This window comes from Candidatus Accumulibacter phosphatis, assembly GCF_000024165.1.
In the GTDB taxonomy this organism is placed as follows: Bacteria; Pseudomonadota; Gammaproteobacteria; order Burkholderiales; family Rhodocyclaceae; genus Accumulibacter; species Accumulibacter phosphatis.
The window spans coordinates 1,270,362-1,292,009 of the sequence record NC_013194.1; the positions used below are offsets into that span (position 1 = coordinate 1,270,362).

The 21,648-nt window shown below is 64.2% G+C and carries 20 protein-coding genes and 2 pseudogenes; 8 read left to right on the forward strand and 14 right to left on the reverse strand.

Translation table 11 applies throughout. The annotated features are described in order from the left end of the window. Positions 1 to 19: 19 nt before the first annotated feature. The 8 genes from CAP2UW1_RS05535 to CAP2UW1_RS05570 are packed head-to-tail and all read right to left on the reverse strand — an operon-like array spanning position 20 to position 5,099. Positions 20 to 643: a Maf family protein gene (locus CAP2UW1_RS05535; RefSeq protein ID WP_015765680.1), complete on the reverse strand. Its 624-nt coding sequence runs from the start codon at positions 641 to 643 to the stop codon at positions 20 to 22. Beyond that, positions 644 to 1,114 (reverse strand): 23S rRNA (pseudouridine(1915)-N(3))-methyltransferase RlmH, encoded by a 471-nt coding sequence (gene rlmH, locus CAP2UW1_RS05540; protein WP_015765681.1) that lies wholly within the window; start codon positions 1,112 to 1,114, stop codon positions 644 to 646. Further along, on the reverse strand, positions 1,111 to 1,488 hold the full coding sequence (rsfS, locus tag CAP2UW1_RS05545; RefSeq protein WP_015765682.1) for a ribosome silencing factor: 378 nt from the start codon (positions 1,486 to 1,488) through the stop codon (positions 1,111 to 1,113). The genes rlmH and rsfS overlap by 4 nt, the downstream gene beginning before the upstream one ends. Before the next feature lie 7 nt (positions 1,489 to 1,495). Further along, positions 1,496 to 2,170, reverse strand: coding sequence for a nicotinate-nucleotide adenylyltransferase (gene nadD / locus CAP2UW1_RS05550; RefSeq protein WP_015765683.1), 675 nt, complete (start codon positions 2,168 to 2,170; stop codon positions 1,496 to 1,498). After that, complete coding sequence (locus tag CAP2UW1_RS05555; protein ID WP_015765684.1) at positions 2,163 to 2,939, reverse strand: BPSS1780 family membrane protein; 777 nt, start codon at positions 2,937 to 2,939, stop codon at positions 2,163 to 2,165. Before CAP2UW1_RS05555 ends, nadD begins: the two co-directional genes overlap by 8 nt. Positions 2,940 to 2,952: 13 nt before the next feature. Then, on the reverse strand, positions 2,953 to 3,696 hold the full coding sequence (locus tag CAP2UW1_RS05560; RefSeq protein ID WP_199931575.1) for a BPSS1780 family membrane protein: 744 nt from the start codon (positions 3,694 to 3,696) through the stop codon (positions 2,953 to 2,955). Between the two features lie 44 nt (positions 3,697 to 3,740). Further along, positions 3,741 to 4,706 (reverse strand): homoserine kinase, encoded by a 966-nt coding sequence (locus tag CAP2UW1_RS05565; RefSeq protein ID WP_015765686.1) that lies wholly within the window; start codon positions 4,704 to 4,706, stop codon positions 3,741 to 3,743. Between the two features lie 51 nt (positions 4,707 to 4,757). After that, entirely contained in the window at positions 4,758 to 5,099 is a 342-nt protein-coding gene (locus CAP2UW1_RS05570; RefSeq protein ID WP_015765687.1) for a DUF2782 domain-containing protein, read from the reverse strand. Positions 5,100 to 5,431: 332 nt separating this feature from the next. Here CAP2UW1_RS05570 and polA point away from each other — a divergent pair, with 332 nt between their 5' ends. Further along, complete coding sequence (gene polA / locus CAP2UW1_RS05575) at positions 5,432 to 8,200, forward strand: DNA polymerase I (RefSeq protein WP_015765688.1); 2,769 nt, start codon at positions 5,432 to 5,434, stop codon at positions 8,198 to 8,200. 794 nt (positions 8,201 to 8,994) lie between these two features. Beyond that, positions 8,995 to 9,609 carry a Uma2 family endonuclease gene (locus CAP2UW1_RS05580; RefSeq protein ID WP_015765689.1) on the forward strand — a complete coding sequence of 205 codons (615 nt, stop codon included), beginning with the start codon at positions 8,995 to 8,997 and terminating at the stop codon, positions 9,607 to 9,609. 350 nt (positions 9,610 to 9,959) lie between these two features. Here the strand turns inward: CAP2UW1_RS05580 and CAP2UW1_RS25330 are convergent. Then, a pseudogene (locus CAP2UW1_RS25330) lies at positions 9,960 to 10,292 on the reverse strand (ISAs1 family transposase); the annotation flags it as partial. Between the two features lie 249 nt (positions 10,293 to 10,541). Here CAP2UW1_RS25330 and CAP2UW1_RS25335 point away from each other — a divergent pair. Both CAP2UW1_RS25335 and CAP2UW1_RS05595 read left to right on the forward strand, forming a co-directional pair. After that, positions 10,542 to 11,057 (forward strand): hypothetical protein, encoded by a 516-nt coding sequence (locus CAP2UW1_RS25335; RefSeq protein WP_199931576.1) that lies wholly within the window; start codon positions 10,542 to 10,544, stop codon positions 11,055 to 11,057. Between the two features lie 387 nt (positions 11,058 to 11,444). Continuing rightward, entirely contained in the window at positions 11,445 to 12,509 is a 1,065-nt protein-coding gene (locus CAP2UW1_RS05595) for a Fic family protein (protein ID WP_015765692.1), read from the forward strand. 32 nt (positions 12,510 to 12,541) lie between these two features. Here CAP2UW1_RS05595 and CAP2UW1_RS05600 read toward each other — a convergent pair. Further along, positions 12,542 to 12,907: pseudogene (locus CAP2UW1_RS05600) on the reverse strand (penicillin-binding transpeptidase domain-containing protein); the annotation flags it as partial. 198 nt (positions 12,908 to 13,105) lie between these two features. Here CAP2UW1_RS05600 and CAP2UW1_RS05605 point away from each other — a divergent pair. Continuing rightward, positions 13,106 to 14,827 (forward strand): FAD-dependent oxidoreductase, encoded by a 1,722-nt coding sequence (locus CAP2UW1_RS05605; RefSeq protein WP_015765693.1) that lies wholly within the window; start codon positions 13,106 to 13,108, stop codon positions 14,825 to 14,827. A gap of 145 nt (positions 14,828 to 14,972) precedes the next feature. After that, a complete protein-coding gene (locus CAP2UW1_RS05610) occupies positions 14,973 to 15,449 on the forward strand; it encodes a hypothetical protein (protein ID WP_291914274.1) in 477 nt (158 codons plus the stop codon). Between the two features lie 38 nt (positions 15,450 to 15,487). Here CAP2UW1_RS05610 and CAP2UW1_RS05615 read toward each other — a convergent pair whose 3' ends face one another. Genes CAP2UW1_RS05615 through CAP2UW1_RS05625 form a run of 3 tightly spaced genes read right to left on the reverse strand, consistent with a single transcriptional unit; the run spans position 15,488 to position 19,876 of the window. Then, complete coding sequence (locus tag CAP2UW1_RS05615; protein WP_199931577.1) at positions 15,488 to 16,300, reverse strand: hypothetical protein; 813 nt, start codon at positions 16,298 to 16,300, stop codon at positions 15,488 to 15,490. Continuing rightward, positions 16,281 to 17,426, reverse strand: a complete 1,146-nt coding sequence (locus CAP2UW1_RS05620; RefSeq protein WP_291914272.1) for a hypothetical protein — start codon at positions 17,424 to 17,426, stop codon at positions 16,281 to 16,283. Before CAP2UW1_RS05620 ends, CAP2UW1_RS05615 begins: the two co-directional genes overlap by 20 nt. Before the next feature lie 47 nt (positions 17,427 to 17,473). Continuing rightward, complete coding sequence (locus tag CAP2UW1_RS05625; RefSeq protein WP_015765697.1) at positions 17,474 to 19,876, reverse strand: penicillin-binding protein 1A; 2,403 nt, start codon at positions 19,874 to 19,876, stop codon at positions 17,474 to 17,476. 97 nt (positions 19,877 to 19,973) lie between these two features. On the opposite strand from CAP2UW1_RS05625, the gene CAP2UW1_RS25340 reads away from it, so the two are divergent. Continuing rightward, the gene (locus CAP2UW1_RS25340; protein WP_015765698.1) at positions 19,974 to 20,135 is read left to right on the forward strand and encodes a hypothetical protein; all 162 of its coding nucleotides are present in this window, start codon (positions 19,974 to 19,976) and stop codon (positions 20,133 to 20,135) included. 33 nt (positions 20,136 to 20,168) lie between these two features. Further along, the gene (locus CAP2UW1_RS05630) at positions 20,169 to 20,738 is read left to right on the forward strand and encodes a DUF2242 domain-containing protein (protein ID WP_015765699.1); all 570 of its coding nucleotides are present in this window, start codon (positions 20,169 to 20,171) and stop codon (positions 20,736 to 20,738) included. Between the two features lie 53 nt (positions 20,739 to 20,791). Here the strand turns inward: CAP2UW1_RS05630 and CAP2UW1_RS05635 are convergent, their stop codons facing one another. Next, positions 20,792 to 21,526 carry a ShlB/FhaC/HecB family hemolysin secretion/activation protein gene (locus CAP2UW1_RS05635; RefSeq protein WP_049778521.1) on the reverse strand — a complete coding sequence of 245 codons (735 nt, stop codon included), beginning with the start codon at positions 21,524 to 21,526 and terminating at the stop codon, positions 20,792 to 20,794. Positions 21,527 to 21,648 lie beyond the last annotated feature (122 nt).

Consider the following 21,648-nt stretch of genomic DNA (forward strand, 5'->3'; position numbering starts at 1 on the left):
GGCGTCTTCCTGTGGTCGGCTACAGGACGTAGCCGTAGCGCTTGAGCAAGCGGGCCGTCTCGCACAGCGGCAGTCCCATCACCCCCGAGTAGCTGCCGGCGAGATGCTCGACGAACATCGCGGCGCGACCCTGTATCCCATACCCGCCCGCCTTGTCCATGGGTTCGCCGCTCGCGACATAGTGGCGGATTTCCTGCTCGTCGAGCGTGCGAAAACGCACCTCGCTGATCGACAGTGCCAATTCGATGCGGCTCTCGAAGCCGACGGCCACGGCGGTGAGAACGCGATGCGTCTTGCCCGAGAGACGCTGCAGGATGGCCTGGGCATCCGCGGCGTCCACGGGCTTGCCGATCAACTCGCCGGCCAGCTCCAGTGTCGTGTCGGCAGCCAGCACCGGCTGCGCACGCAGCCTGCGCCACTGGACGATGCGGCAGCCGTGCTCGGCCTTGTTGCGGGCGACCCGTTCGACATAAGCGACCGGATCCTCGCCCGGCAGCGGTGTTTCATCGAGTCCCGGCTCGGCGCGCGGCGAATCGCGCAGGATGATGGTATCGAAGGCGACGCCGATCTGCGCCAGCAATTCGCGCCGCCGCGGGCTGCGCGACGCGAGGTGTACGCGAGGTTGCAGCAGATCGATTGCCATTCAGCCCTCCCGGTGGTAAGGGTGTTTATGGACGATGCTGATAGCGCGATAGAGCTGTTCGCAGAGCACCAGACGGGCGATCGCATGCGGCAGCGTCAGGCTGGACAGGCGGATCGTCTCGTCGGCCTGTCGCTTCAAGGCTTCGTCGATACCATCGGCGCCGCCGATGACGAAAGCCGTGGCGCCGCCGGCACGCATCCAGCCCGCCAGTCGCTCGGCCAGCTTCAGTGTCGGCAAGTCATCGCCGCGCTCGTCGAGGACGATCAGCCGGTCGTAGCCGTTGAGCGCCGCCAGCAGGCGCGCCTTCTCAGCCGCGAGCAGTTGTTCGCGGCTTTTCGAGCCACGCGCTTCCGGCTTGACTTCGACGAGCGCCACCGGCAGTTCGCGCGGCATGCGCTTGATGTACTCGGCGCAGCCCTCGGCCACCCAGTCGGGTGCCCGGTGGCCGACGGCGAGGATCCCCAGTTTCATCCCTGGGCGATGTCGCTGGTCGTGGCAGCGGCCCGGCGAACGCGTAGCGGTCCCTTGCCGCCCCACAGTTCTTCGAGGTTGTAATAACTGCGCACTGCCGGCTGCATGACATGAACGACGATGTCGCCAAGGTCGACCAGTACCCATTCGCCGACCTCTTCGCCTTCGCACGAGAGGACGCAGCCGCCGGCTTCGCGAACCTTGTCCTGCACGTTGCGAGCCAGCGACTTGACCTGGCGGTTCGAGTCGCCGCAGGCGATGACGATGCGGTCGAAGAGCGCAGTCAGGCGGCTGGTGTTGATGACCTCGATATCGCGGCCCTTGATGTCTTCGAGCGCGTCTACGACGAGTTTTTCCAGTTGGGGGAGTTTCATTGGCGGGTCAGTTCTCCTGGTAGAGGTGGTGCTTGTCAATGTGAGCGATGACCGCGTCGGGCAGCAGATAGCGCGTACTGGCGCCGCTGGCCAGCAAGGCACGGATCTGCGTCGCCGAGATCGCCATCTGGGTCATGGCAAAGGTGACGATGCGTCCCGACGGCGACTCGGCGAGCAGCGCCGGCTGGTCGCAGAAGTGGACGCTCCAGCAGGCCGCCAGCGTCGCGGGCAGGTCGGCGACAGCGATCGGAAAGCCCGGGCGATGAGCGATGGCGATATGTGCGAGGTCGAACAGCGACTGCCAGCGATGCCACGCGGGCAGGCCGGCGAACGCGTCGGCGCCGACCAGCAGTACCAGCGGCCGCTGCGGACCACACGCGTCGGCTCGCCGCAGACGCTCGAGCGTCTGCACCGTGTAGCTTGGCCGGGCAGCTTCGACCTCGCCGGCATCGACGGTGAAGCGAGGGTTGCCGGCGGTCGCCAGGCGAACCATCGCCAGGCGTTGTTGGGCGGCGGCTTGCGGCGCGTCACGCAGGGCCGGTTGGCCGGCCGGGATCCAGCGGATGCCGGCGAGGCCAAGGGCGTCGGTAGCTTCCTCAGCGAGGCGCAGGTGGCCGAGATGAACCGGATCGAAGGTGCCGCCGAAAACTCCCAGCGGCCTGTCGCCGGTGCTTTCAGGCATCGGCTTCGCTGGCGACGAAGACGTCCCGATAGCTGACGTAGAAGCTGGCAAACAGCGTCGGCGCGAGAACGAGAACGACCAACACCATTGCCAGAACGGTCATCAGCCCGGCGCCGTCGGGCAGCATGGCCGCCAGAATCCCGAGGAGCAGCCCCGGTACCAGCGTTGCGACGACGAGGATCGCCAGCGAGTAGACGAGAAACGCCCGCCAGTTGCGAGCGCAGGCGAAAAAGCTGAAAAACAGTGCCTTGGCCGGCGAAAAGCCATGCCAGGCGGCGAGTACCGGCGCATACCAGTAGGCCATCATCAGTGGGCACAGCAGGGCCAGCGCGATCTGGGTGGCGAAGAGCAGACTGCCATCCGTCACCGACGCTTCCTCCGGCTTCTGGCCTGCAAGCATCAAGCGCAGCAGCGCCCCGTCGTCGGCGAGCGCCGACAGCGCGAGAATCGCCAGCGTCGTGACCAGGTAGATCGCGCCGAGGGTCAGCAGGGAGCGCAGATTGCTCTGGAAACCCGAGAACAGCAGGGGCGGCGCCAGGGGGCGACCCGCTTCGATGTTGCGGCACGCATTCATCAGGCTGACCGAGAAGGCCGGGATGCAAAGCGTGCTGGCGATCGTGCCGATCCACGGGATGACGTTCACCAGCGCCATCAACATCCAGTAGCTGACGATCAGGAAGGTCAGCATCAGGTGATTCTGGCGAAACAGCCGGAAGCCGTCGGCCAGCCAGTGCCAGCCGCGCGCCGCGGGAAGAGTGAGTGGGTGCATGTGGTGAGAAAACTCAGGCGGCGGCGAAGATGTCGCGGTAGGACGCGTAGATGGCGCCGGCAAGCACGGGGCCGAGGACCAGGAAGCCGAGGCCGACGGGTAGCGCCGCAAAGAAACACAGCACCATGACGATCAGGCCGAAGACCAGAAAGGCGACGATGTTCCGCAGGCAGGCGTTGAAGCTGGCCTTGAGCGCATCGACCGGCGGCATGTCGTTGAAGAGGACCAGCGCCGGCGCAAACCAGATGGCCATGGCGATCGGTACGGACAGCGCGAGCCAGAGCATGGCACCCACCAGAAAGCCGCCGACGGCGATGCTGGCACCCACCGGACTGCCCATCATCAGGCCGCCGGCCAGGCCGCCACCGGCGAGCGCGAGGACCAGTAGCGAGACCAGCAGCATGCCGATCATGTAGAGCACCCCGAGCATCATCAGCGGGCCGGTATTGCGCTGGAAACCGGCGAAAAGATCGGCGATTTCCAGCGTTTCTTCACTGGCCACCTTGCGGCAGGCGACCAGCATGCCGGCGGCGAGAACCGGGGTCAGCAGGTGGGCGGCGAGTTGACCAATAAGGGGAACGATCGCCAGGCCGATGAAGATGACGATGGTAATGACCATCATGGCGATCCAGGTGCCGGGATTGACGATGAAGGTCGCCCAGCCCTGGCGGAGCCAGTCGAAGACATTGCCGACGTCGACGCTGCGGCTGTTGCCACTGAAGGTGGGAGGGAGAATCGGGAAGGGTTCGTTTTCCATGACCATGTCGGGAGGGAGTTGAGGGAGTTGGGGGAGAATGGATGCTAGCCGGCCTGACAGCGCGAGGCAAGCCGGGCGTGCCCGGCATCCGCCGCGCGGCGAGCCCGCAGGATCGTCCGATAGGTGTCCGGTTGCCGCCGGACGATGAGCTTGCCGGATCGCGGCAGATGATGGTCGAGCAGCCGTGAGGTCCAGAAGCGCAGCGCCGCCGCGCGCAACAGCGTCGGCCAGGCCGCGCGTTCGCCGCGGGCGAGCGGCCGGCGGGCGTCGTAGGCGGCGACAAGTGCCTCGCTGCGCGCATCGTCGAGCGCACCGTCGGCGGTCGAGCACCAGTCGTTCACGGTCACCGCCAGATCGAAAAGCAGATCGTCGACGCCGGCAAAGTAGAAGTCGAGCACGCCCGTCAGCCGGTCGCCGACAAACAGCACATTGTCGCGGAACAGGTCGGCGTGAATCACGCCGCGCGGCAGGTCGTCCGGCCGACAGCGTTGCTGATGCTGGAGTTCGTCGCGCAGCAGTGGGGCATCGTCGGCGCCGAGGTGCGGGACGATCTGCGCGGCGACCTGCGCACACCAGGCGGTATCGCAGTGGTGCGCCAGGGGAGCCGGGAACGACTGCGCTGCCAGGTGCAGCTCGGCGAGTAGCGTGCCGATGGCCGCGCACTGCGCCAGACTCGGCGCACTCTCGGAACGACCCGGCAGCCGGCTGACGACCACCGCCGGTTTGCCGGCGATCTCCTTGACATACGCCCCGGCGCGGTTGGCGACCGGCTGCGGGCAGGGAATGCCGTGCGCGGCCAGATGCGCCATCAGCTCGACATGAAAAGGCACTGCCGCCCGCGCCACCTGTTCGAAAACGGTCAGCACGTACGGCCCATGCGTGGTCGTCAGAAAGAAGTTGGAGTTCTGCACGCCTTCGGCAATCCCTTCGAGCGCCACCAGCGTCCCCAGCGCATAGTCTTCGAGCCAGGTTGCCGCCTGCTCGGCGCTCAGCGGGGTAAAAACCGACATCGTGTTGTGGCAGGGTCGGCAGGCGGGCAGTTACCCTTCAGGGCAGCGTACTCAGAACGTGCCGATGACCCATTGCGGGACGCTGACGTCATGGTTGCCCATCGTCTCCTGGGTGAAGTTGCCGTCGCCCTGCCGGTCGATCAGCCAGTAGGGAATGCCGTCGGCCGGGGTGACCTTGACGCGGTAGAGCTTGCCGTTTATGCGGTGTTCCTCGACCGTGTCGCCCTCGCGCTTCTTGATCGTCACCTGCGGTTCGAGGGCGGCGTCGAAGGGCGCCATGTCCGGCGGTGGTGGCGGCACGGCCGGCAGCGGCTGCAGATTGGTCTGGGTCTGCGCAACCGCCGACGCCGCAAGGAGGGCGAGGACGGCAAAAAGGGCGGGGGGGCGACGCATGAGCAAGCTTCCAGGTGGTCAATCGGTGAATGGCATGAACCAGTGTCGATTGTAGTACAGATTGACGGGCATCCCGCGTTCGCCAGACGGCGCCAGCACTGTCGCAGCGCGCCGGTCGCCGGGATGCCGCGCCGTTTGGCCGCCCGCTCCGGTAGCGGGGGGCCAAACGGTCGGCCGGCCATTCGGTGGGTGCGGCGAACTCTGCGATAATGCCGGGGAGTCGCCAGACCTCGCAGGCCCGCCGAGTTTGGCCAGCGGCTTTGCGGTCTGGCGCAGCATCTCCTTCTCGCTCTTTCGTTTTTTCGTCCTTTCGCCCTTGCCATGGCCTGCCGATGCCTACCCTGCTGCTGGTTGACGGATCGTCCTACCTTTACCGCGCCTTTCATGCGATGCCCGACCTGCGCACGACGAAGAACGAGCCGACAGGCGCGTTGCACGGCGTCCTGAACATGCTGCGCCGCCTGGAAAGCGACTACCAGGCAGCGGGAATCACCTACAAGGCCTGTATTTTCGACGCCAAGGGCAAGACCTTCCGCGACGACTGGTACCCCGAGTACAAGGCCAACCGCCCGCCGATGCCCGACGACATGGTGCGCCAGATCGAACCGCTGAATGCCGCCATCGCCGCGCTCGGCTGGCCGCTGCTGAGCATCGACGGCGTCGAGGCCGATGACGTCATCGGCACGCTCGCCACGCAGGCAGCGGCGGCCGGCATCGAGGTGGTGGTGTCCACCGGCGACAAGGACCTCGCGCAACTCGTCGGCCCGCACGTCACGCTGATCAATACCATGAGCAACGAGGCGCTCGACGAAGCCGGTGTGCGCGCCAAGTTCGGCGTGCCACCGGAACGCATCGTCGATTACCTGGCGCTCATCGGCGACGCCGTCGACAACGTGCCGGGTGTCGACAAGGTCGGCCCCAAGACGGCGGTGAAGTGGCTGGACCAGTACGGCTCGCTCGACGGCGTCATCGCCGCCGCGGCAGCCATCGGTGGCGTCGTCGGCCAGAACCTGCGCCGTTCGCTCGACTTCCTGCCGCTGGCGCGGCGCCTGGTGAGCGTGCGCTGCGATCTCGAACTGCCGCTCGCGCTGCGCGAGTTGGCGCCGCGTCCGGCAGATCGCGAGCGCCTGATCGAGCTCTTCGCGCACTACGAGATGCGATCGTGGCTCCGGGAGGTGCAGGGCGAAGGATCGGCCGATGCCGCGGCGCAGGCAGCGGCCGTAGCGGTCGGCAGCGCGGCCGCGCCGGCCGTCGCCGCCGAGCCGCTGCCGCCTGGCGCGCACCGTGCGGGCTACGAGACGGTTCTTGATTGGCCGGCTTTCGAGAACTGGCTGCAGAAGATCGAGAACGCGCCGTTGACCGCGCTCGATACCGAAACCACCAGCCTCGATCCGCTGGCAGCGCGCATCGTCGGCATTTCGCTGGCCGTCGCCCCCGGCGAAGCGGCTTATCTGCCTCTCGCCCACGACTACCCCGGGGTGCCGGCGCAGTTGCCGTGCGACGAGGTCCTGGCGCGCCTGAAGTCCTGGCTCGAATCGCCCGGCCACGCCAAGATCGGCCAGCACCTCAAGTACGACCAGCATGTGCTGGCCAACCACGGTATCGCCCTCGCCGGCGTCCGGCACGATACCCTGCTGCAGTCCTACGTTCTCGAATCCGGCAAGGACGGCGTGCGCGGCCACGACCTGGGCCAGTTGGCGACGCGCCACCTCGGACTCGCGACGATCCCCTACGAAGCGCTCTGCGGCAAGGGTGCGAACCAGATCGGCTTCGAGCAGGTGGCCATCGGCCAGGCCGCCGAATACGCCGCCGAGGACGCCGACCTCTGCCAGCGCCTGCACGCCGTGCTCTACCCGCAGATCGTCGCCGACGCCGGTCTGGCGCGCGTCTACGCGGAGATCGAAATCCCGGTGCGCGACATCCTCTTCCGGATGGAGCGTCAGGGCGTCCTCATCGACGGCGAACTCCTGACCCGCCAGAGCCACGAGATCGGCAAGCGCCTGCTCGACCTCGAGGCGCGCGCACACGCCGCCGCCGGGCAGCCGTTCAACGTCAACTCGCCGAAGCAGCTCGCCGAAATCCTCTTCGACAAGCTCGGCCTGCCGGTGAAGAAGAAGACGCCGTCGGGAACGCCATCGACCGACGAAGAAGTGCTCTCCGAACTGGCGCTCGACTATCCGCTGCCGAAGATCCTGCTCGAATCGCGGCAACTCGCCAAGCTCAAGGGCACCTACACCGACAAGCTGCCGAAGATGGTGAACGCCGGCACCGGGCGCGTGCATACCAGCTACGCGCAGGCGGTGGCGGTCACCGGCCGGCTCGCGTCGAGCGACCCCAACCTGCAGAACATCCCGGTACGCACCGCCGAAGGCCGGCGCATCCGCGCCGCCTTCATCGCGCCGCCGGGCAGTTCGCTCGTCTCGGCCGACTATTCGCAGATCGAGCTGCGCATCATGGCGCATCTGTCGGAAGACGCGCGCCTGCTCGAAGCCTTCGCGCAGGGCGAGGACGTGCATCGCGCCACCGCCGCCGAGATTTTCGGCGTCCGGCCGGTCGACGTCGGTCCGGACCAGCGGCGCGTCGCCAAGGTCATCAACTTCGGCCTCATCTACGGCATGAGCGCTTTCGGCCTGGCGCGCGAACTCGATCTCGAACGTGGCGCCGCGCAGGCCTACATCGAGCGCTATTTCGCGCGTTACCCGGGGGTCGCGCGCTACATGGCGACGACGCGCGAGGCGGCCAGGACGCAGGGCTACGTCGAAACCGTTTTCGGCCGCCGGCTATGGCTGCCGGAAATCCGTTCGAGCCAGGCCGGCCGCCGCCAGGGCGCCGAGCGGGCGGCGATCAACGCCCCGATGCAAGGCTCGGCGGCCGACCTCATCAAGTCGGCGATGATCGCCGTGCAGGGCTGGCTCGACGCCGAGCGCCTGCAGACGCGCCTCCTGATGCAGGTGCACGACGAACTCGTCCTCGAAGTGCCGGACGACGAATTGGCACGCGTGCGCGGCGAACTGCCGCGGCTGATGACCGACTTCGCCAGCTTGCGCGTGCCGCTGGTCGTCGACGTGGGCGTCGGCGCCAACTGGGACGAGGCGCATTGAGCGCCGGCGGGGGGCTGCCGCGGCCTGCTGTTGACCGGACAGGAGGGGTTCGCAAGAGAATGACGACTTCCCGCCGATCGCCGGCGCTCGACGGTCGTGGGGTGCACCCGGCGCCTCTGTGTGGCTGCTGCGCTGAAAACGGCTCAATGGCTACTATCGGCCGGAGCCGGCCGTAGCGGCCCAGGAAATAGAGCCGCACGAACGGCAGCGAACTCATCGGAGATCGGCCGCTCGGCACTGCCGTGGGTCCGCCCGACCTTCGGCCTCGACTAGCCGTTTGCATCGCCTTCGAGGTGACGGTTTCCCCCAGTCGCTCGAGCGCCTGGTGGGCATTACGGCCCGGTCGAAACCCACAGGCACAGGCGCCAAAACCTGCTTCCCCGATCGCTAGCAGAATTTCGCAAGGCCGATCTTGGACGATGCACTTTTCAAAACTGGGTGTCCCCAGTGGGCGTCTACCTTCGTTACCCTTCGGGATCTAGACGTGCCGGACGGGTTGCGGGCGGTAGGTCAGTCGACGCAGCCCGCCGGAAAGCGCTTCCAGCCGCGTTTCCAGTCCGTCGCCGCAATCCGTCTTCCGCACCCATCCACACCCACAGCCTTGTTTCCTGGCTGGGCTTTGAAGCTTCCGCACAACATTCCCATCAACGAGGTCTAGCCCCTTAGGCGAGCCTCCATCGCCGGCTTGCGTGAAACGAACAAATGTTGTCGGAGTGGATGGCCTGATCCTGTCATTGCCATGGGGGCAGGCATCAAGGCACAATGATCGGGTCTGCCCTGCCGGAATCAACGTCATGGCCTTGCCGAAAGCCACCGATCACCGTCTTACCTATGCCGACTACCGGAAATGGCCCGCTGGCGAGCGTTGGGAACTGATCGATGGCGTGGCCTACGCGAGGGCGCCGGCGCCGACGATCAGCCACCAGACGATGATTGGTCAGCTTTTCAGACAGATCGATCAAGCCCTGGATGGCGCCTCCTGCCGCGCCCTGATCGCTCCGGTCGACATCCTGTTGTCGGCAGCGAGCGACGCTGATGATCAGGCGACGACCGTCGTCCAGCCCGATATTCTGGTCGTCTGCGACCCGGCCAAGGTCACCGAGAACAACATTCACGGCGCCCCGGACTGGATCATTGAGGTCCTCTCCCCCGCCACCGCCCGCCACGACCACCTGACCAAGCGCGCCCTCTACGAACGCGCCGGTGTCCGAGAATACTGGCTGGTTCACCCGGTCGACCGTGTCATTACGCTGTACACGCTGAAGGACGGCATCTACGGCGGCCCGGAAATTGCCGAAATGGCCGGCGAACGCTCGCCGGCCATCTTCCCTGAAATCGTCATTCACTGGCAGGCGATTCTCGAGAAGCTACCGGATAGCTCCGTGGGATCAGCCGAGCAGCATGCTTGACGATGACTCCCAAGCAACGTGGTATATCCTCTCTTGTTCCCGCAACCCCTTCACCCCACGTCGCCAGGCTCCGACTGCCCAGTTCTTCGTGGAACAGACAGTGGCCCAGAAAACGGTCAGTTGCGACTAATTCGACGCACTGGTTGTGCCGGAGACGATGCCACGAGCCATGCCTGACCTTCCTGTGAGTGCCCTTGTTGAGGCCGCTGTAGCCAGCACCGAAGCCTATTTGGATGCATTGCGCTTGGAGATTTTAGGGACAGTATTTCGAATTCGCACCGCTGCACACTCCACACGCGTCGACCCTTTTCGGCACTTCGGTGTTGGAATGAGCAATTTGGTATGCTGTCCCCGAAATTTCGTACCGTCTTGCCATCGACCCCCAGGCCGCCTCTCGGGGTACCGACCACCCCAGCCACCCAACGGCGGAACGCCGCCTCAAATTGCTTCGGGTCGAGGGCTCGGAAGATGCGCAGAAACGTTTCCTCGGAGGCCACACCGTTCCGCAGCACCAGGAACTGACGCAACCAATCTTCCTTCTCACGTTCCCAATGGGCGATGTCTTCGATGGTGTCACAATCGGAGAGGACAGCGGCGATAGCAATCACGAGAATCTCCAGAAAGTCATGCAGCGTCCCATTGCTGGGTTTGCGCGGGTCATCCACTTCCCGGAAACAACACATCAGGCTTGCCCCCCTCGTCAGAGTTATTTCTGTCGTCCAAAAGACGAGAGTAGACCCGATTTCGCGCGGGTTTAAAAGCTATTGGCATAAATTCATGCCCGTGAACAATTCTTGCCTCTCTGAATATAGCGACGTAGACTATGCTATCCGAGTGCGGGAGCCCTGACCGGTGTACCCGCTATGGCGCTCCCTCTGCAATTCAAATAGCATCGCGTTTGGTCGCTTCCGATCGCATTGCTGGAGAACTAGATGAACCACCTAAAGCACTGCTGTAGCCGAGCCACACTTACCCTGGCGATAGCGTTGACTTGTTCAACAGCACTTGCTGACGGCCCTTATCTTGCCTCAAAGCCAACACCACTTGGGTTTGCCGACTGCCCACCTCAGTATGCTTCTCGCTGTCAGGCTCTCCATAGAACTGAATTACAGGGCTACCAACTAGCAAGAAGTGGACGTATCTCGTGGTCCGAAATGGTTAATCGCTTCTACGAACTCCGCGACCAGATCCTGCCATTGGAAGATGACATGACGCGTGAGATGGAATCGTATCAACGTTACCTCGCAAAGAAGATGGACGCACGAGCGATGCACGAAACCGAATGGGCCTACTTGCTTGACAAGAAAGTGGCCGAATTAAATGCACGTAACGAAATGCTAAACGCTACACGTCAGCGGAATCAGGCACCAGCAGAGCACATGCACCGCCCGTCGCCTAACTATACATGTATGCAGAATGGACCTTTTACGAACTGCACGCCATTCTGACCACAACACAATGTGAGCGCCCGGCGATCACATCGGTCGTACGCCCAGCACACCGTAACTTTGCAGCGGCAATCATTAGAAACATCAGGGTTTAGTCCGTTTCGTGTGGAACGGGGCCCCGGGACCCCAAGCCGAGCCCTTCGGGCACCCCACCCCTTGTATCTTTCGTTTTGTGGTTTGTCGTTCATTGGAGGAGGGTGTGAATTGATGGCTGGGGCGAGTTCTGGGGACAGTATATGGAATTCGCTCTGCTGCATACTCCACCCACGTCGATTCTCTTCGGCACTTCGGTGTTGGGACGAGCAATTTGGTATGCCGTCCGCAAAACCCCGCTGTTCATTGGTCCCTCTTCAACTTGTATGTCGAATCGGCAGAAGAGGATAAAGCATGACGAGTACGCTGAAACTGTTTGCCGCTGGGAAATCGTCTATACCTCCCGCCACGGCCTGGTATCTCTCGGACCTCGGCGAATTCCGCGGTAAGCAGGAGCTTTACACCCGGCAGTCACCGCTGCGCCTCAAGGCCTTGCGCGAGCATGCGCTGATCGAAAGCGCTGTCTCATCGAACCGCATCGAGGGTGTTTCCGTCGAGCCGTCGCGGGTCCGCGATGTGGTCGTATCGGCCAGACCGCTGTTTCGGGATCGCGATGAGGAAGAAGTGCGCGGCTACCGCGATGCCGTAACCTGGATTCACCAGGATGCCCAGCGCATCCCGATTGCCACCGAATCCATCCAGCGTCTCCACGCGATGACGCGGGGACAGATCTGGGATGCCGGTCTGTACAAGGAGAAGGATGGCGACATCATCGAACGCTATCCCGATGGGCGCGAGCGGGTGCGCTTTCGCACCGTGCCTGCCAAGGAGACGCCGGCAGCCATGGCCCGATTGGTCGGCGACTGGCGGGCCTGCCTCGAAGAGCGCTGGGTTCCGCCGCTGATCGCGCTGGCCGCGTTCAATCTCGATTTCCTGTGCATCCATCCGTTCCGCGATGGTAATGGCCGGGTGTCCCGGCTGATCTGGCTGTTGCAGAGCTACCAACTGGGTTTCGAGGTCGGACGCTACATCAGCCTGGAACGTCTGGTCGAGCAGAACAAGGACCGTTACTACGAGACACTGGAACTGAGTTCGCAGCGCTGGCACGAGGCCAAGCACGATCCGTGGCATTACATCAACTACGTGTTGTTCATCCTCAAGAGCGCTTATCGTGAGTTCGTCGAACGGGTTGGGGAAACCTCGGAGCCACGAGGATCGAAAACCCAGATGGTGCTGGAGGCCATCGCCAAGATGCCGGGAACGTTCTCCTTGGCCGACCTGGAGCGTGCCTGCCCGGGGGTGAGCCGGGACATGATCCGGCGGGTGCTGAATACGCAGAAAGGACAGTCCGTCGACTGCATCGGCCGAGGCCCCGGTGCGCTCTGGCAGAGAAGGGGCAATTGGCGTGAAAGGATGTAATAAAGAGGGTAATGTCCTCAAGGTGCCGGGGCCGGCACGGCGCTGTGCGCCCCCGGATCCCAGTGGTCGCTGCGCTGCGTGACGCGCCTGTCGTTGAAACCCACCCACCACCCCGGCGACCAACTGCCGGTGCATCAGGATGAACCAGCCGTCCGCGGCGCCCGTGTCGTGCCGGTCTTGCCGGCCACGTCGGCGCGGATGCCATAGCGGCTGCGGATATCTCTGCCGGTGCCGCGGTTGATTGCGCCGCGCAGGTTGTCGAGCAGGGTGTAGGCGACGTCGGGTTCGAGCGCTATGTCGGGATCCTGCGGGCTGAAGTCTTCGATGACCCGGCCGTCGCGATCTTCGATGCGGCTGACCAGCAGCGGCTCGAGGTAGCCACCGCCATTCGCCATCGTCGCGGCGTCGTCGGGCTCAGGCACACCGCGCCGGGTTGGTGCGCGCCGCAGACGGTGGTGAACCTTGACCTGCACTTCGTCGAGTCACTTCTCTTCTCGTTGGGGCACGGCTTCCAGGTGATTTATCGGATTAGAATCCATGAATGCGCTGCTGGGTATCCGCCTGGCAAGGGATTGGTTGATCATCAGGAGAGCGTCATGGAAGCAAAGAGCGGGAGTGCAAGAAACAAGGTCGTCATCGTCGGCGGCGTGGCTGGTGGTGCCTCGTGCGCGGCACGGCTGCGCAGGTTGGACGAAAACACGGAAATCCTCATGGTCGAACGCGGGCCGTACGTTTCTTACGCCAATTGCGGGCTTCCCTACCATGTCGGTGGCGTGATCGAAAAGGAATCGAGCCTCCTGGTAGCGACTGCGGACACCTTCCGCCGGCAGTTCAATGTCGATGTCAGAACGAATTGCGAAGCCATCCGGGTGTCGCCGGACACGAAGACCATCGATCTGCGCAATTTGGAGACTGGCGAGGTGACGAGCGAGCCCTACGACAAGCTCGTGCTGTCGCCCGGCGCGTCGTCTGTCCGCCCGCCTTTGCCGGGAATCGACCTGCCCGGAATCTTCCAGGTGCGCACCGTGCCCGATGCGCGGGCGATCCGCGACTGGATCGAACGGGGTTCGCTGTTCCTCTCCGGGATGGACAAGTACTCGGGCTTCCAGACGCTCAGGCCGAAGACCCGCGCGGTGGTCATCGGCGGCGGATTCATCGGCCTTGAAACGGCCGAGAACCTCGTGCATCGCGGGTTCGAAGTCACCCTGGTCGAGATGCTCGATCAGGTCCTGGCGCCACTCGATCAGGACATGGCGCGCATCGTGGAGAGCTACGTGGAGCGTCACGGTATCCGTCTCGCGCTCAATGACGGGGTGGCCGGATTCCAGCAGGCCGCGAACGGCTCGCTTGAGGTTCTGACGAAGTCGGGCAAGGTGCATCCGGCCGACATCGTGATCCTCGCGCTTGGCGTGCGTCCGGAGACGGCTCTGGCGAAGACGGCCGGCGTCGCTATCGGCGAACGCGGCGGGATTCGCGTCGACGAGCAGATGCGCACCAGCAACCCGGACATCTTCGCCGTCGGTGACGCGATCGAAGTCAGGGATTTCGTGACCGGCGAGTGGAGTCTCATCGCGCTCGCCGGGCCGGCGAACCGGCAGGGCCGCATCGCCGCCGACGTGATCGCCGGGCGCCAGTCCCGCTTCCGCGGCACCCAGGGCACGTCGATCATCGGGCTGTTCGGTGCCGCCGCCGCCTGGGTCGGCGCCAGCGAAAAAACGCTCAAGCGGCTCGGCGACAGCGATTATGAAAAGATCTACCTCTACCCGAATTCGCACGCCGGCTACTACCCGGGTGCGCGGCCGATTGCGATGAAAGTGCTCTTCCGGAAATCCGACGGACGTTTCCTGGGTGCGCAGGCGCTCGGCGAGGATGGGGTAGACAAGCGCATCAGCGCTCTCGCCATGGCGCTCCAGATGGGCGCGACGATCCATGACCTCGAAGAAGCCGAGCTGTGCTACGCGCCGCAGTTCGGAAGCGCGAAGGATCCGGTCAACTTCGCGGGCATGGTCGCTGCGGATATCCTCTGCGGCGACATGCCCTTGACTCATTGGGATGCTGCCGACAACGCGTTCCTGCTCGATGTGCGCGAGCCCGGCGAACTCGCCGTGGAGAGCGTGCCGGGCGTGCTCAACATCCCGCTTGGCCAGCTCCGGGCGCGCCTCGACGAGCTTCCCCGCGATCGGGAGATCCTGGTCATTTGCCGCTCCGGTCAGCGAGCCTATTACGCAACACGCGCGCTCGTGCAGCACGGGTTCACGGCGAGGACGCTGGCGGGCGGGATGCTGTCGCGGTTCCACACTCGCCTACTGGCGAATTGAACGAATCGGCGGGTCTTCGTGGCGACGACTTTGCAGGTGCCACCGAGCATGTGCGGCGCAGCAGGACTTCGCCTCGGGAGGGAGGTGGTTCATGGCTGGCACTGAGCGGCAAACTGGACGCTGGAAGGAAAAATTCGTCCACGAGATGGCCGAGTATGCGATCAACGTCATTTATCTGACGCTCGTATTCGCCGCTTTCACGCAGTACCGGAGACTCGTTCTCGCCGCCCATGACATCATCTACACGAATTACTGGGTGGCAGTGATCCAGGCGCTGATCCTCGGGAAAGTGATCATGATCGGCGCCGTGTTCCGCCTGGGGCGCAGCCTTGAGCAACGTCCCCTGATCTTCCCGACCCTTTACAAGGCTGTGGTCTTCACTTTTCTGGTCGTCGTTCTCAACCTTGTCGAGCATGCGATCAAGGGCCTCTGGACGGGAAACGGACTCGCCGGCGGTTTCGCTGAGTTCCTTGACAGGGGGCCGCACGAATTGCTCGCCGGATCCCTGGTGATCTTCGTCGCTTTGATCCCTTTCTTCGCCGTTAAGGAACTTGGGCGGGTGCTCGGGGAGGAAAAAATATGGGCTCTCTTTTTCGGGAAAGCCGACCGTGCAGGTGATTGAGGGCGACCGATGAAAGCGGATCTCGAGAACTGAAACCCCTATCGTGATGAAACGGCCAATGGCGCCGCCGACCTTACTGCCTGCAGGAGCCGATACACCAGCGCCGCGGCCGCCGCGGTGGCAAGCAGATGCTTCAGCGTGTGGCCGCTCAACGCAGAGTATGTCGCGGCGAGCAGGGCATGATCATTGACTTCGGCAACCTTGGCGAGAACGTAGAGGAGAAGGGCTGCGCCGAACCAGAGTCGTTCGACTGCCGGTGTGCGGTGAATTGCCTGCCAGAGCGGGATCAACAGGATCGGCAGTATTTGTAGCAGGAGATAGGGGCGCAGGTCGCCCTGTCCGTTCAGTTCGGTCCAATACCACCAGAGCACGCTGAGCACCGCATACACGGCGAGCAGCCCGGTGACAATGCCGGCACGGCCCGGTGGCAGGGCCGTCTGGGCCCAGACCCCGGCAAGCAGGCCGGCGCAGACGAGTGCGATTGGCAGGCGATCCCAGACCAGGCGGGCATTGTCCGGCAGCCAATGGTAGTAGGCCGAACCGAATGCGGTCAGGATCAGGCCGATCAGGAACAGCGCATAGCCCGGCCAGCCGCGCGCGATGCCGGGGTGACGGCGGTGCCGCCAGAGGCCCAGCAATCCCCACAGGCCCACGCAGGCGAAACCAAGATTGGACAGCACGTCGCGCGCGTGAGGAATGCCGAGGAAAGAAGTCTCGTCGGCGAAGGCATGGTAGTTCTCCGTTTGTGGGATCGGACCCTGGACGATCATGGCAAGGATGCAGAAAGCCGTGATCAGGATGGGGAGATAGTTGGCTGCCCGACGCATGGCCTCAATCTGCCTTGCCGCCATGCGTGTAATCGTACAGATGCGAGTTGTCCGGAGCTTCACCAATCCGGATTCCCCGGGGCAGGAAGCGCAGGTGTCTGCGGTAGCTCCTGCTGTCCGACCTGGCATTGGTCTTTGCCAGTGCTGCCGCCTCGTCGTAGGCCATCGGTTGCTTCTCCTTCTCTATCTCGAGACCTTGCGTCGCTTCATTGACCCACACGCTGTACTTGCCCAGGTTGTAGAGCAGGTACATCGCGTAGAGGTTGTCGAAGTCCCGGTAGGCGCCTTCTTCTCGGCGGAAATCGCGGGAGCGAACCGAGGGGAAACGGTTGGGCAGATCTTTGAAAGCCACCTTCTCTTCTTCATGCGGGTCGATGTAGGTCGAGCCGCCATACTTCTTGTAGAGCACCACGTCGATGGCGTAGCCGCGCCGGCTCCATTCGCTGATCAGCTTCATGGCCATCTCGGTCGGCAGGTTGGCGTTGGCAGCGGCTGCCAGCCGCGTCAGCGAGAGGCGCCGCGGGCTGGTCACCGCAAGTTCCTCGTAGCCAGCACCAAACTTGAATGCCGAGCCGATGCTCTTGGCGCAGTTGAAGAGCAGGTAGTCGTACTTGATTTCCCCGTCGTGGTATGCCGTGCGCGCGGCGCGGGCATGAAAGTCGGCGTTGATGCGCCCGAAGAAGCTCGCCAGAGCCTCCTTTTCGCCTGCTGGCACACCATAGACGCGCACGCCGACGACCGAGCGTTTGTAGATCTCGCCGAAGTCCAGGCCGAATGAGGCGGTTTCCCCGAGAGATGAGGTCGTCTTGAAGAGGTACTCGAGTTTCGGAACGGCGAGCATGAGGTCATCTGTATAGAACGCCTGGTCGTGCTCGGGGCGGCGGTCGGCATAGAAGTTCGCCGAGTAGACCAGATCGTCGTCAGTGTTGTCGTCCCGGAGCGCCAGCGCGAGGTGGCCGGCTGACCCACCCTTGGAGGTGCCGAAGCTGATCAGCAGTTCGAGATCGTAGGGGTCGGTGCGGAGCAATTCCCCTATCTCGGCAATGTTGGCGGGCTCAGGCCCGCCCCTGCTTGCGAAATCCGCAGCCGCCAGTTCAGTGGCAAAAATCAGGGCCACGGCGATGCACCCAGCCGCAAGTCGGATCGCCATGAGCTGAATGCCGCTCCCCAAGAAAGGGAGGTGCCGCAGGCCCTGCTTCAACGCGAGTCCTCCAGCTTCGCCGCCGCTGCTGGATCGGTGGGCAGCTGTTCGGCTTCGTCGCTCTCTTTCATGATTTGATCGATCTTCTCCTGCAGCGGGTCATCCTGAGCCTGGGGGGGCAATACGTTCGGAGCCGGCGTCGCCGGGTCCTCGCGAGGCTGTTGTTTTTGGGCGGGTTTGACAATCCGTTGCGGCCTGGGCTCGGCGACGGGTTCCGGCGACAGGAGTCTGCGGAACCAGCCGGTGATGCGCGCCCAGAGGCCGGTGTCCTCCGGTGCCGCGAAACGAGCACGTGGATCGATGAGGCGAGCGCGCAGGGCGTTCCCGAAAAAGTCGCCGACCACCGGCAAGGCGCTGTGCGCCCCCTGACCCCAGTAGTCGCTGCGCAGCGTGACGCGACTGTCGTTGAAACCGACCCACGCCCCGGCGACCAACTGTCGGTGCATCAGGATGAACCAGCCGTCCGCGTTGTCCTGCGTCGTGCCGGTCTTGCCGGCCACGTCGGCGCGGATGCCATAGCGGCTGCGGATATCTCGGCCGGTGCCGCGGTTGATTGCGCCGCGCAGGTTGTCGATCAGGGTGTAGGCGACGTCGGGTTCGAGCGCAATGTCGGGGTCTTGCGGGCTGAATTCCTCGATGACCCGGCCGTCGCGGTCTTCGATGCGGCTGACCAGCAGCGGCTCGAGGTAGCCACCGCCATTGGCGATCGTCCCGTAAGCGGCAACCATTTCCTTGAGAGTGACGGGACTGGTGCCCAGGGCGAGCGATGGCACGGCTTCGAGCTTGCTCTGGCGCACGCCCATGTGGCGGGCGAGTCTGGCCACCTTGGCGGGGCCGACCTGCTGGATGAGTTGCGCGGTGATGGTGTTCTTCGAGTAGGCAAGCCCGTCGCTCAGGCTCATCGCCTCGCCGCTTGGCGCTGCACCATCAGTGGGCCGCCAGACCTCGCTACCGCCGACCGCGATTTCCACCGCCTGGTCGATCAGTCTGTCGTCCGGGCTGGCGCCCTGGCGGTAGGCTTCGCCGTAAACAAAGGGTTTGAAGGTCGAGCCGGGCTGGCGGCGTGCCTGCTGCACATGGTCGAAGGCCTCCTGCTCGAAGTCGCGGCTGCCGACCCAGGCCTTGATGTGGCCGTTGCGCGGGTCGATGGCCAGGAAACCGATCTGTATCTGCGTCTTTTGCTGACGCAGCGCCCGCATGAAGTCCTTGTCGGCCTGCAGTTCCAGCATGGCCTGTGCAGGCGTCCGATCTTTGGCGATTGCGGCGGCGTACTCCGGCGATTCGCGGATGAAGGCCTGGACCAGGCTGGAGTCGGTGCCCCACGCCGAGCGCTTTCCCCATGCTGCGTTGGCGATGTTCTGCAAGCTGTTGCCCTGGCGCGTCACGGCCTGGTTGGCGGCTGCCTGCAGCCGGGAATCGATGGTTGTGCGTACCACCAGCCCGTCGCCATGGATGCTGTAGTCGTTGCGGTCGGCCCAGGCAATCAGCCACTTGCGCAGTTGCCTGGCGAAGTGGGGTGCCGGTCCCGGCGGTTCCGTCTGGCGCTCGAAGTCGATACGCATGGGCCGCTTGCTGAGCGAGTCGAATTGTTTCGGGGTCAATTTCTCGCGCTTGACCATTTGCCTCAGCACCGTGTTGCGTCGCTGCAGCGCTCGCTCGGGATTGAGCACCGGATTGTAGTAGCTGTTGCCCTTGAGCATGCCGACCAGCGTCGCGCTCTGCAGTACATCGAGCCGGTCGGCCGAGGTATCGAAATAGGTACGCGCCGCCATCTCGATACCGTAGGCGTTGTAGAGGAAGGGTACGGTGTTGAGGTAGGTCTCGAGGATTTCGTCCTTGCTGTGGATGGCCTCGATCTTCAATGCCGTGATGGCTTCCTTGATCTTGCGGGTCAGCGTCGGCGCCCGGCCGATCTCCTCCGGGTAGAGGTTGCGGGCGAGTTGCTGGGTGAGCGTCGAGCCCCCCTGGCGGTCGCCCCTGAGGCTGTTGAGCGCCGCGGCAGCGGTGCGTCGCCAGTCGAGACCGAAATGGTCATAAAAGCGGTGATCTTCCGTGGCGATCAGGGCGTTGATGACATATGGCGAGATCTCGGCGAGTGCGACCCATTCCCGGTTGGATTGCTTGAACTCGGTGAGTCTCTTGCCATCTGCCGAGAGGATTTGCGCCGGGTGCTCCGATGACGCCTTGCGGATGTTGCTGATGCTTGGCGTGAACGGGATGAGGATGAGGACATAGAGCAGCAACAGCGCAGGTACCGCCAGCAGTGTCCGGATCACCCCTCGCCGAGTCGGCTGGCGGAGCGAGTCGAGCGTGCCGGCGAAGCGGGACGAAAGGCCCGGGGCAATCCGGGTCGCCAGGTTTTTCAGTTCACCAAGCAGGGAACGTATCGATGAGGCCATTGATGGTTCGTTTCAAGCCCGAACGGGCTCGTGCGCAAGCGGTCTTGCGAAGGCTTTTCGAGTGGGAGACACCAGCTCTACAAGACAGTGTATCGGTATGTTGCACCGCTTCGGGCATTTTCTCACGGTCGCGCGGGCGGTCGCTGGGTTGGCAGCGGCGCTCGCCGACGAGCACGCGCCGGGCAAGCGTCCTTACCTGCCCGCCACCTTCCGCGTCAGGCGCGCAGGCGTCGCCGATCGGCAGGCGGTCGGCGTTTGACCTTGCCTGACAGGGCCACCTATACTCTCGCCGGTGCTGCTCAACTTCCGCTCCCCGTCCTTTCCCTCGTCCTTCCGGACGCTTGCCGCGATACTGCTGCTTGGCCTGCTGACCAGTTGCGGCAGCACGCGGAGCAGCGTCGCCGTCTACCAGAACGAAGGCTTCGAAGCCAACGAAACCTTTTCGCGGCTGTTCGACGCCGATGTCGACGCGACCTGCGAGGCGGCGCGGCGCGCCCTGCTCAGCCAGGGCTACGTGCTGAGCACGCTGAAGCGCGATTTCATCAGCGCCAGCAAGAACTTCCAGCCCGAGGGCGAGGTGCATGTGCAAATCGTCTTCAACGTCGTCTGCGCGCCGGAGGGCGGGCAGGAGCACGTGTCGACAGCCTATGTGAATGCGATCCAGGACCGTTACGCGCTCAAGAAGAGCCCGAACTCGGCGACCGTCGGCGTCGCCGCGTTCGGCTCGTTGTCGATCCCGCTCGCCGCTTCCGACGATTCGCTGGTCAAGGTGGCGAGCGAAACGATTCCCGCCGGACCCTTCTACGACCGCTTCTTCGCGCTCATGCAGCGCAACCTCGCGCAGCAGGCGGGCGAGCGGTAGCGGACGGGGCCGGTTGGCGCAGCGTTGTCGGCGCCGCGCCGCCCGCGCTGCGTTCAGAAGGCGGCGCTGACCTGGACCCAGAGTTGCGGGCTGCGTGCGCGGCCGTCGGAGTCATTGCCGTTGACGTCGCTGGCCGGGTTGTTGCCGAGGCGCTGCGCCAGCGTTGCCGAGATCTGGCTGTTGGCCGTCGGCGTCCACACCGCCGAGGCGCCGAAGCCGGAGAGCCCGTACTGGTTGTCCAGATTTGGCGTCAACGCGTTCCAGGTCGACCACGGGTTGCGGTGCAAGCGGATTTCGCCATGATCGAGGAAAGCCACGAGACGCCAGTGGCGGTCGATTTCGCGGCGCCACTCGAGGTTAAGGAGCCAGCCTTCGTCTCCACTGGCTTCGCCGGTCGGGTAGGCGCGCACGCCCTGCGGTCCGCCGAGGACGAACTTCTGCGACGAGTCGAGGTTCTTGCTGGCCACTTGCCCGGACAGCGCCGCATACAGCGCCGAGGTTTTCGACAAGCGCAGCAGATGCACGAGCTGCGCGCTGCCCTTGTCGAAGCCGCCCTGTGCCTGTGCAGTCACCGCATCCTGGCGCTTGTTCGCCGCCCAGCCGTCGAGCGTGATCCGGCCCGACACCCATTGCGCAGAATAGCTGGTGTAGGCGCCGAGGCCGGTGAGGCCGAGCAGGTTGCTGCGGTCGCCGCTGAGTCCCAGTGTCAGGGTCTTGCTCTCGATGTCGCTGGTCGTCACCCCCAGGGCGCGGTTGACGAAGCTCTGGCTCGCCCAGTTGGCCGACACCGACAGGTTCAGATTTCCGGATCTCGGCGGGGTATGGAGGTAAAATTCAGGAATTCGAGGTAGCACTTTATTCGCCGAGCAGTAGGTTGTTATTGGCATAATCGGGCGCCTCACGTTGCCAA

What these genes read in the sequence shown, in the direction of transcription:
- CAP2UW1_RS05535 (WP_015765680.1), bottom strand. Translation starts at nt 643, where the DNA reads ATGGCAATCGATCTGCTGCAACCTCGCGTACACCTCGCGTCGCGCAGC.
- rlmH (WP_015765681.1), bottom strand. Translation starts at nt 1,114, where the DNA reads ATGAAACTGGGGATCCTCGCCGTCGGCCACCGGGCACCCGACTGGGTG.
- rsfS (WP_015765682.1), bottom strand. Translation starts at nt 1,488, where the DNA reads ATGAAACTCCCCCAACTGGAAAAACTCGTCGTAGACGCGCTCGAAGAC.
- nadD (WP_015765683.1), bottom strand. Translation starts at nt 2,170, where the DNA reads ATGCCTGAAAGCACCGGCGACAGGCCGCTGGGAGTTTTCGGCGGCACC.
- CAP2UW1_RS05555 (WP_015765684.1), bottom strand. Translation starts at nt 2,939, where the DNA reads ATGCACCCACTCACTCTTCCCGCGGCGCGCGGCTGGCACTGGCTGGCC.
- CAP2UW1_RS05560 (WP_199931575.1), bottom strand. Translation starts at nt 3,696, where the DNA reads ATGGAAAACGAACCCTTCCCGATTCTCCCTCCCACCTTCAGTGGCAAC.
- CAP2UW1_RS05565 (WP_015765686.1), bottom strand. Translation starts at nt 4,706, where the DNA reads ATGTCGGTTTTTACCCCGCTGAGCGCCGAGCAGGCGGCAACCTGGCTC.
- CAP2UW1_RS05570 (WP_015765687.1), bottom strand. Translation starts at nt 5,099, where the DNA reads ATGCGTCGCCCCCCCGCCCTTTTTGCCGTCCTCGCCCTCCTTGCGGCG.
- polA (WP_015765688.1), top strand. Translation starts at nt 5,432, where the DNA reads ATGCCTACCCTGCTGCTGGTTGACGGATCGTCCTACCTTTACCGCGCC.
- CAP2UW1_RS05580 (WP_015765689.1), top strand. Translation starts at nt 8,995, where the DNA reads ATGGCCTTGCCGAAAGCCACCGATCACCGTCTTACCTATGCCGACTAC.
- CAP2UW1_RS25335 (WP_199931576.1), top strand. Translation starts at nt 10,542, where the DNA reads ATGAACCACCTAAAGCACTGCTGTAGCCGAGCCACACTTACCCTGGCG.
- CAP2UW1_RS05595 (WP_015765692.1), top strand. Translation starts at nt 11,445, where the DNA reads ATGACGAGTACGCTGAAACTGTTTGCCGCTGGGAAATCGTCTATACCT.
- CAP2UW1_RS05605 (WP_015765693.1), top strand. Translation starts at nt 13,106, where the DNA reads ATGGAAGCAAAGAGCGGGAGTGCAAGAAACAAGGTCGTCATCGTCGGC.
- CAP2UW1_RS05610 (WP_291914274.1), top strand. Translation starts at nt 14,973, where the DNA reads ATGGCCGAGTATGCGATCAACGTCATTTATCTGACGCTCGTATTCGCC.
- CAP2UW1_RS05615 (WP_199931577.1), bottom strand. Translation starts at nt 16,300, where the DNA reads ATGGCGGCAAGGCAGATTGAGGCCATGCGTCGGGCAGCCAACTATCTC.
- CAP2UW1_RS05620 (WP_291914272.1), bottom strand. Translation starts at nt 17,426, where the DNA reads ATGGCGATCCGACTTGCGGCTGGGTGCATCGCCGTGGCCCTGATTTTT.
- CAP2UW1_RS05625 (WP_015765697.1), bottom strand. Translation starts at nt 19,876, where the DNA reads ATGGCCTCATCGATACGTTCCCTGCTTGGTGAACTGAAAAACCTGGCG.
- CAP2UW1_RS25340 (WP_015765698.1), top strand. Translation starts at nt 19,974, where the DNA reads ATGTTGCACCGCTTCGGGCATTTTCTCACGGTCGCGCGGGCGGTCGCT.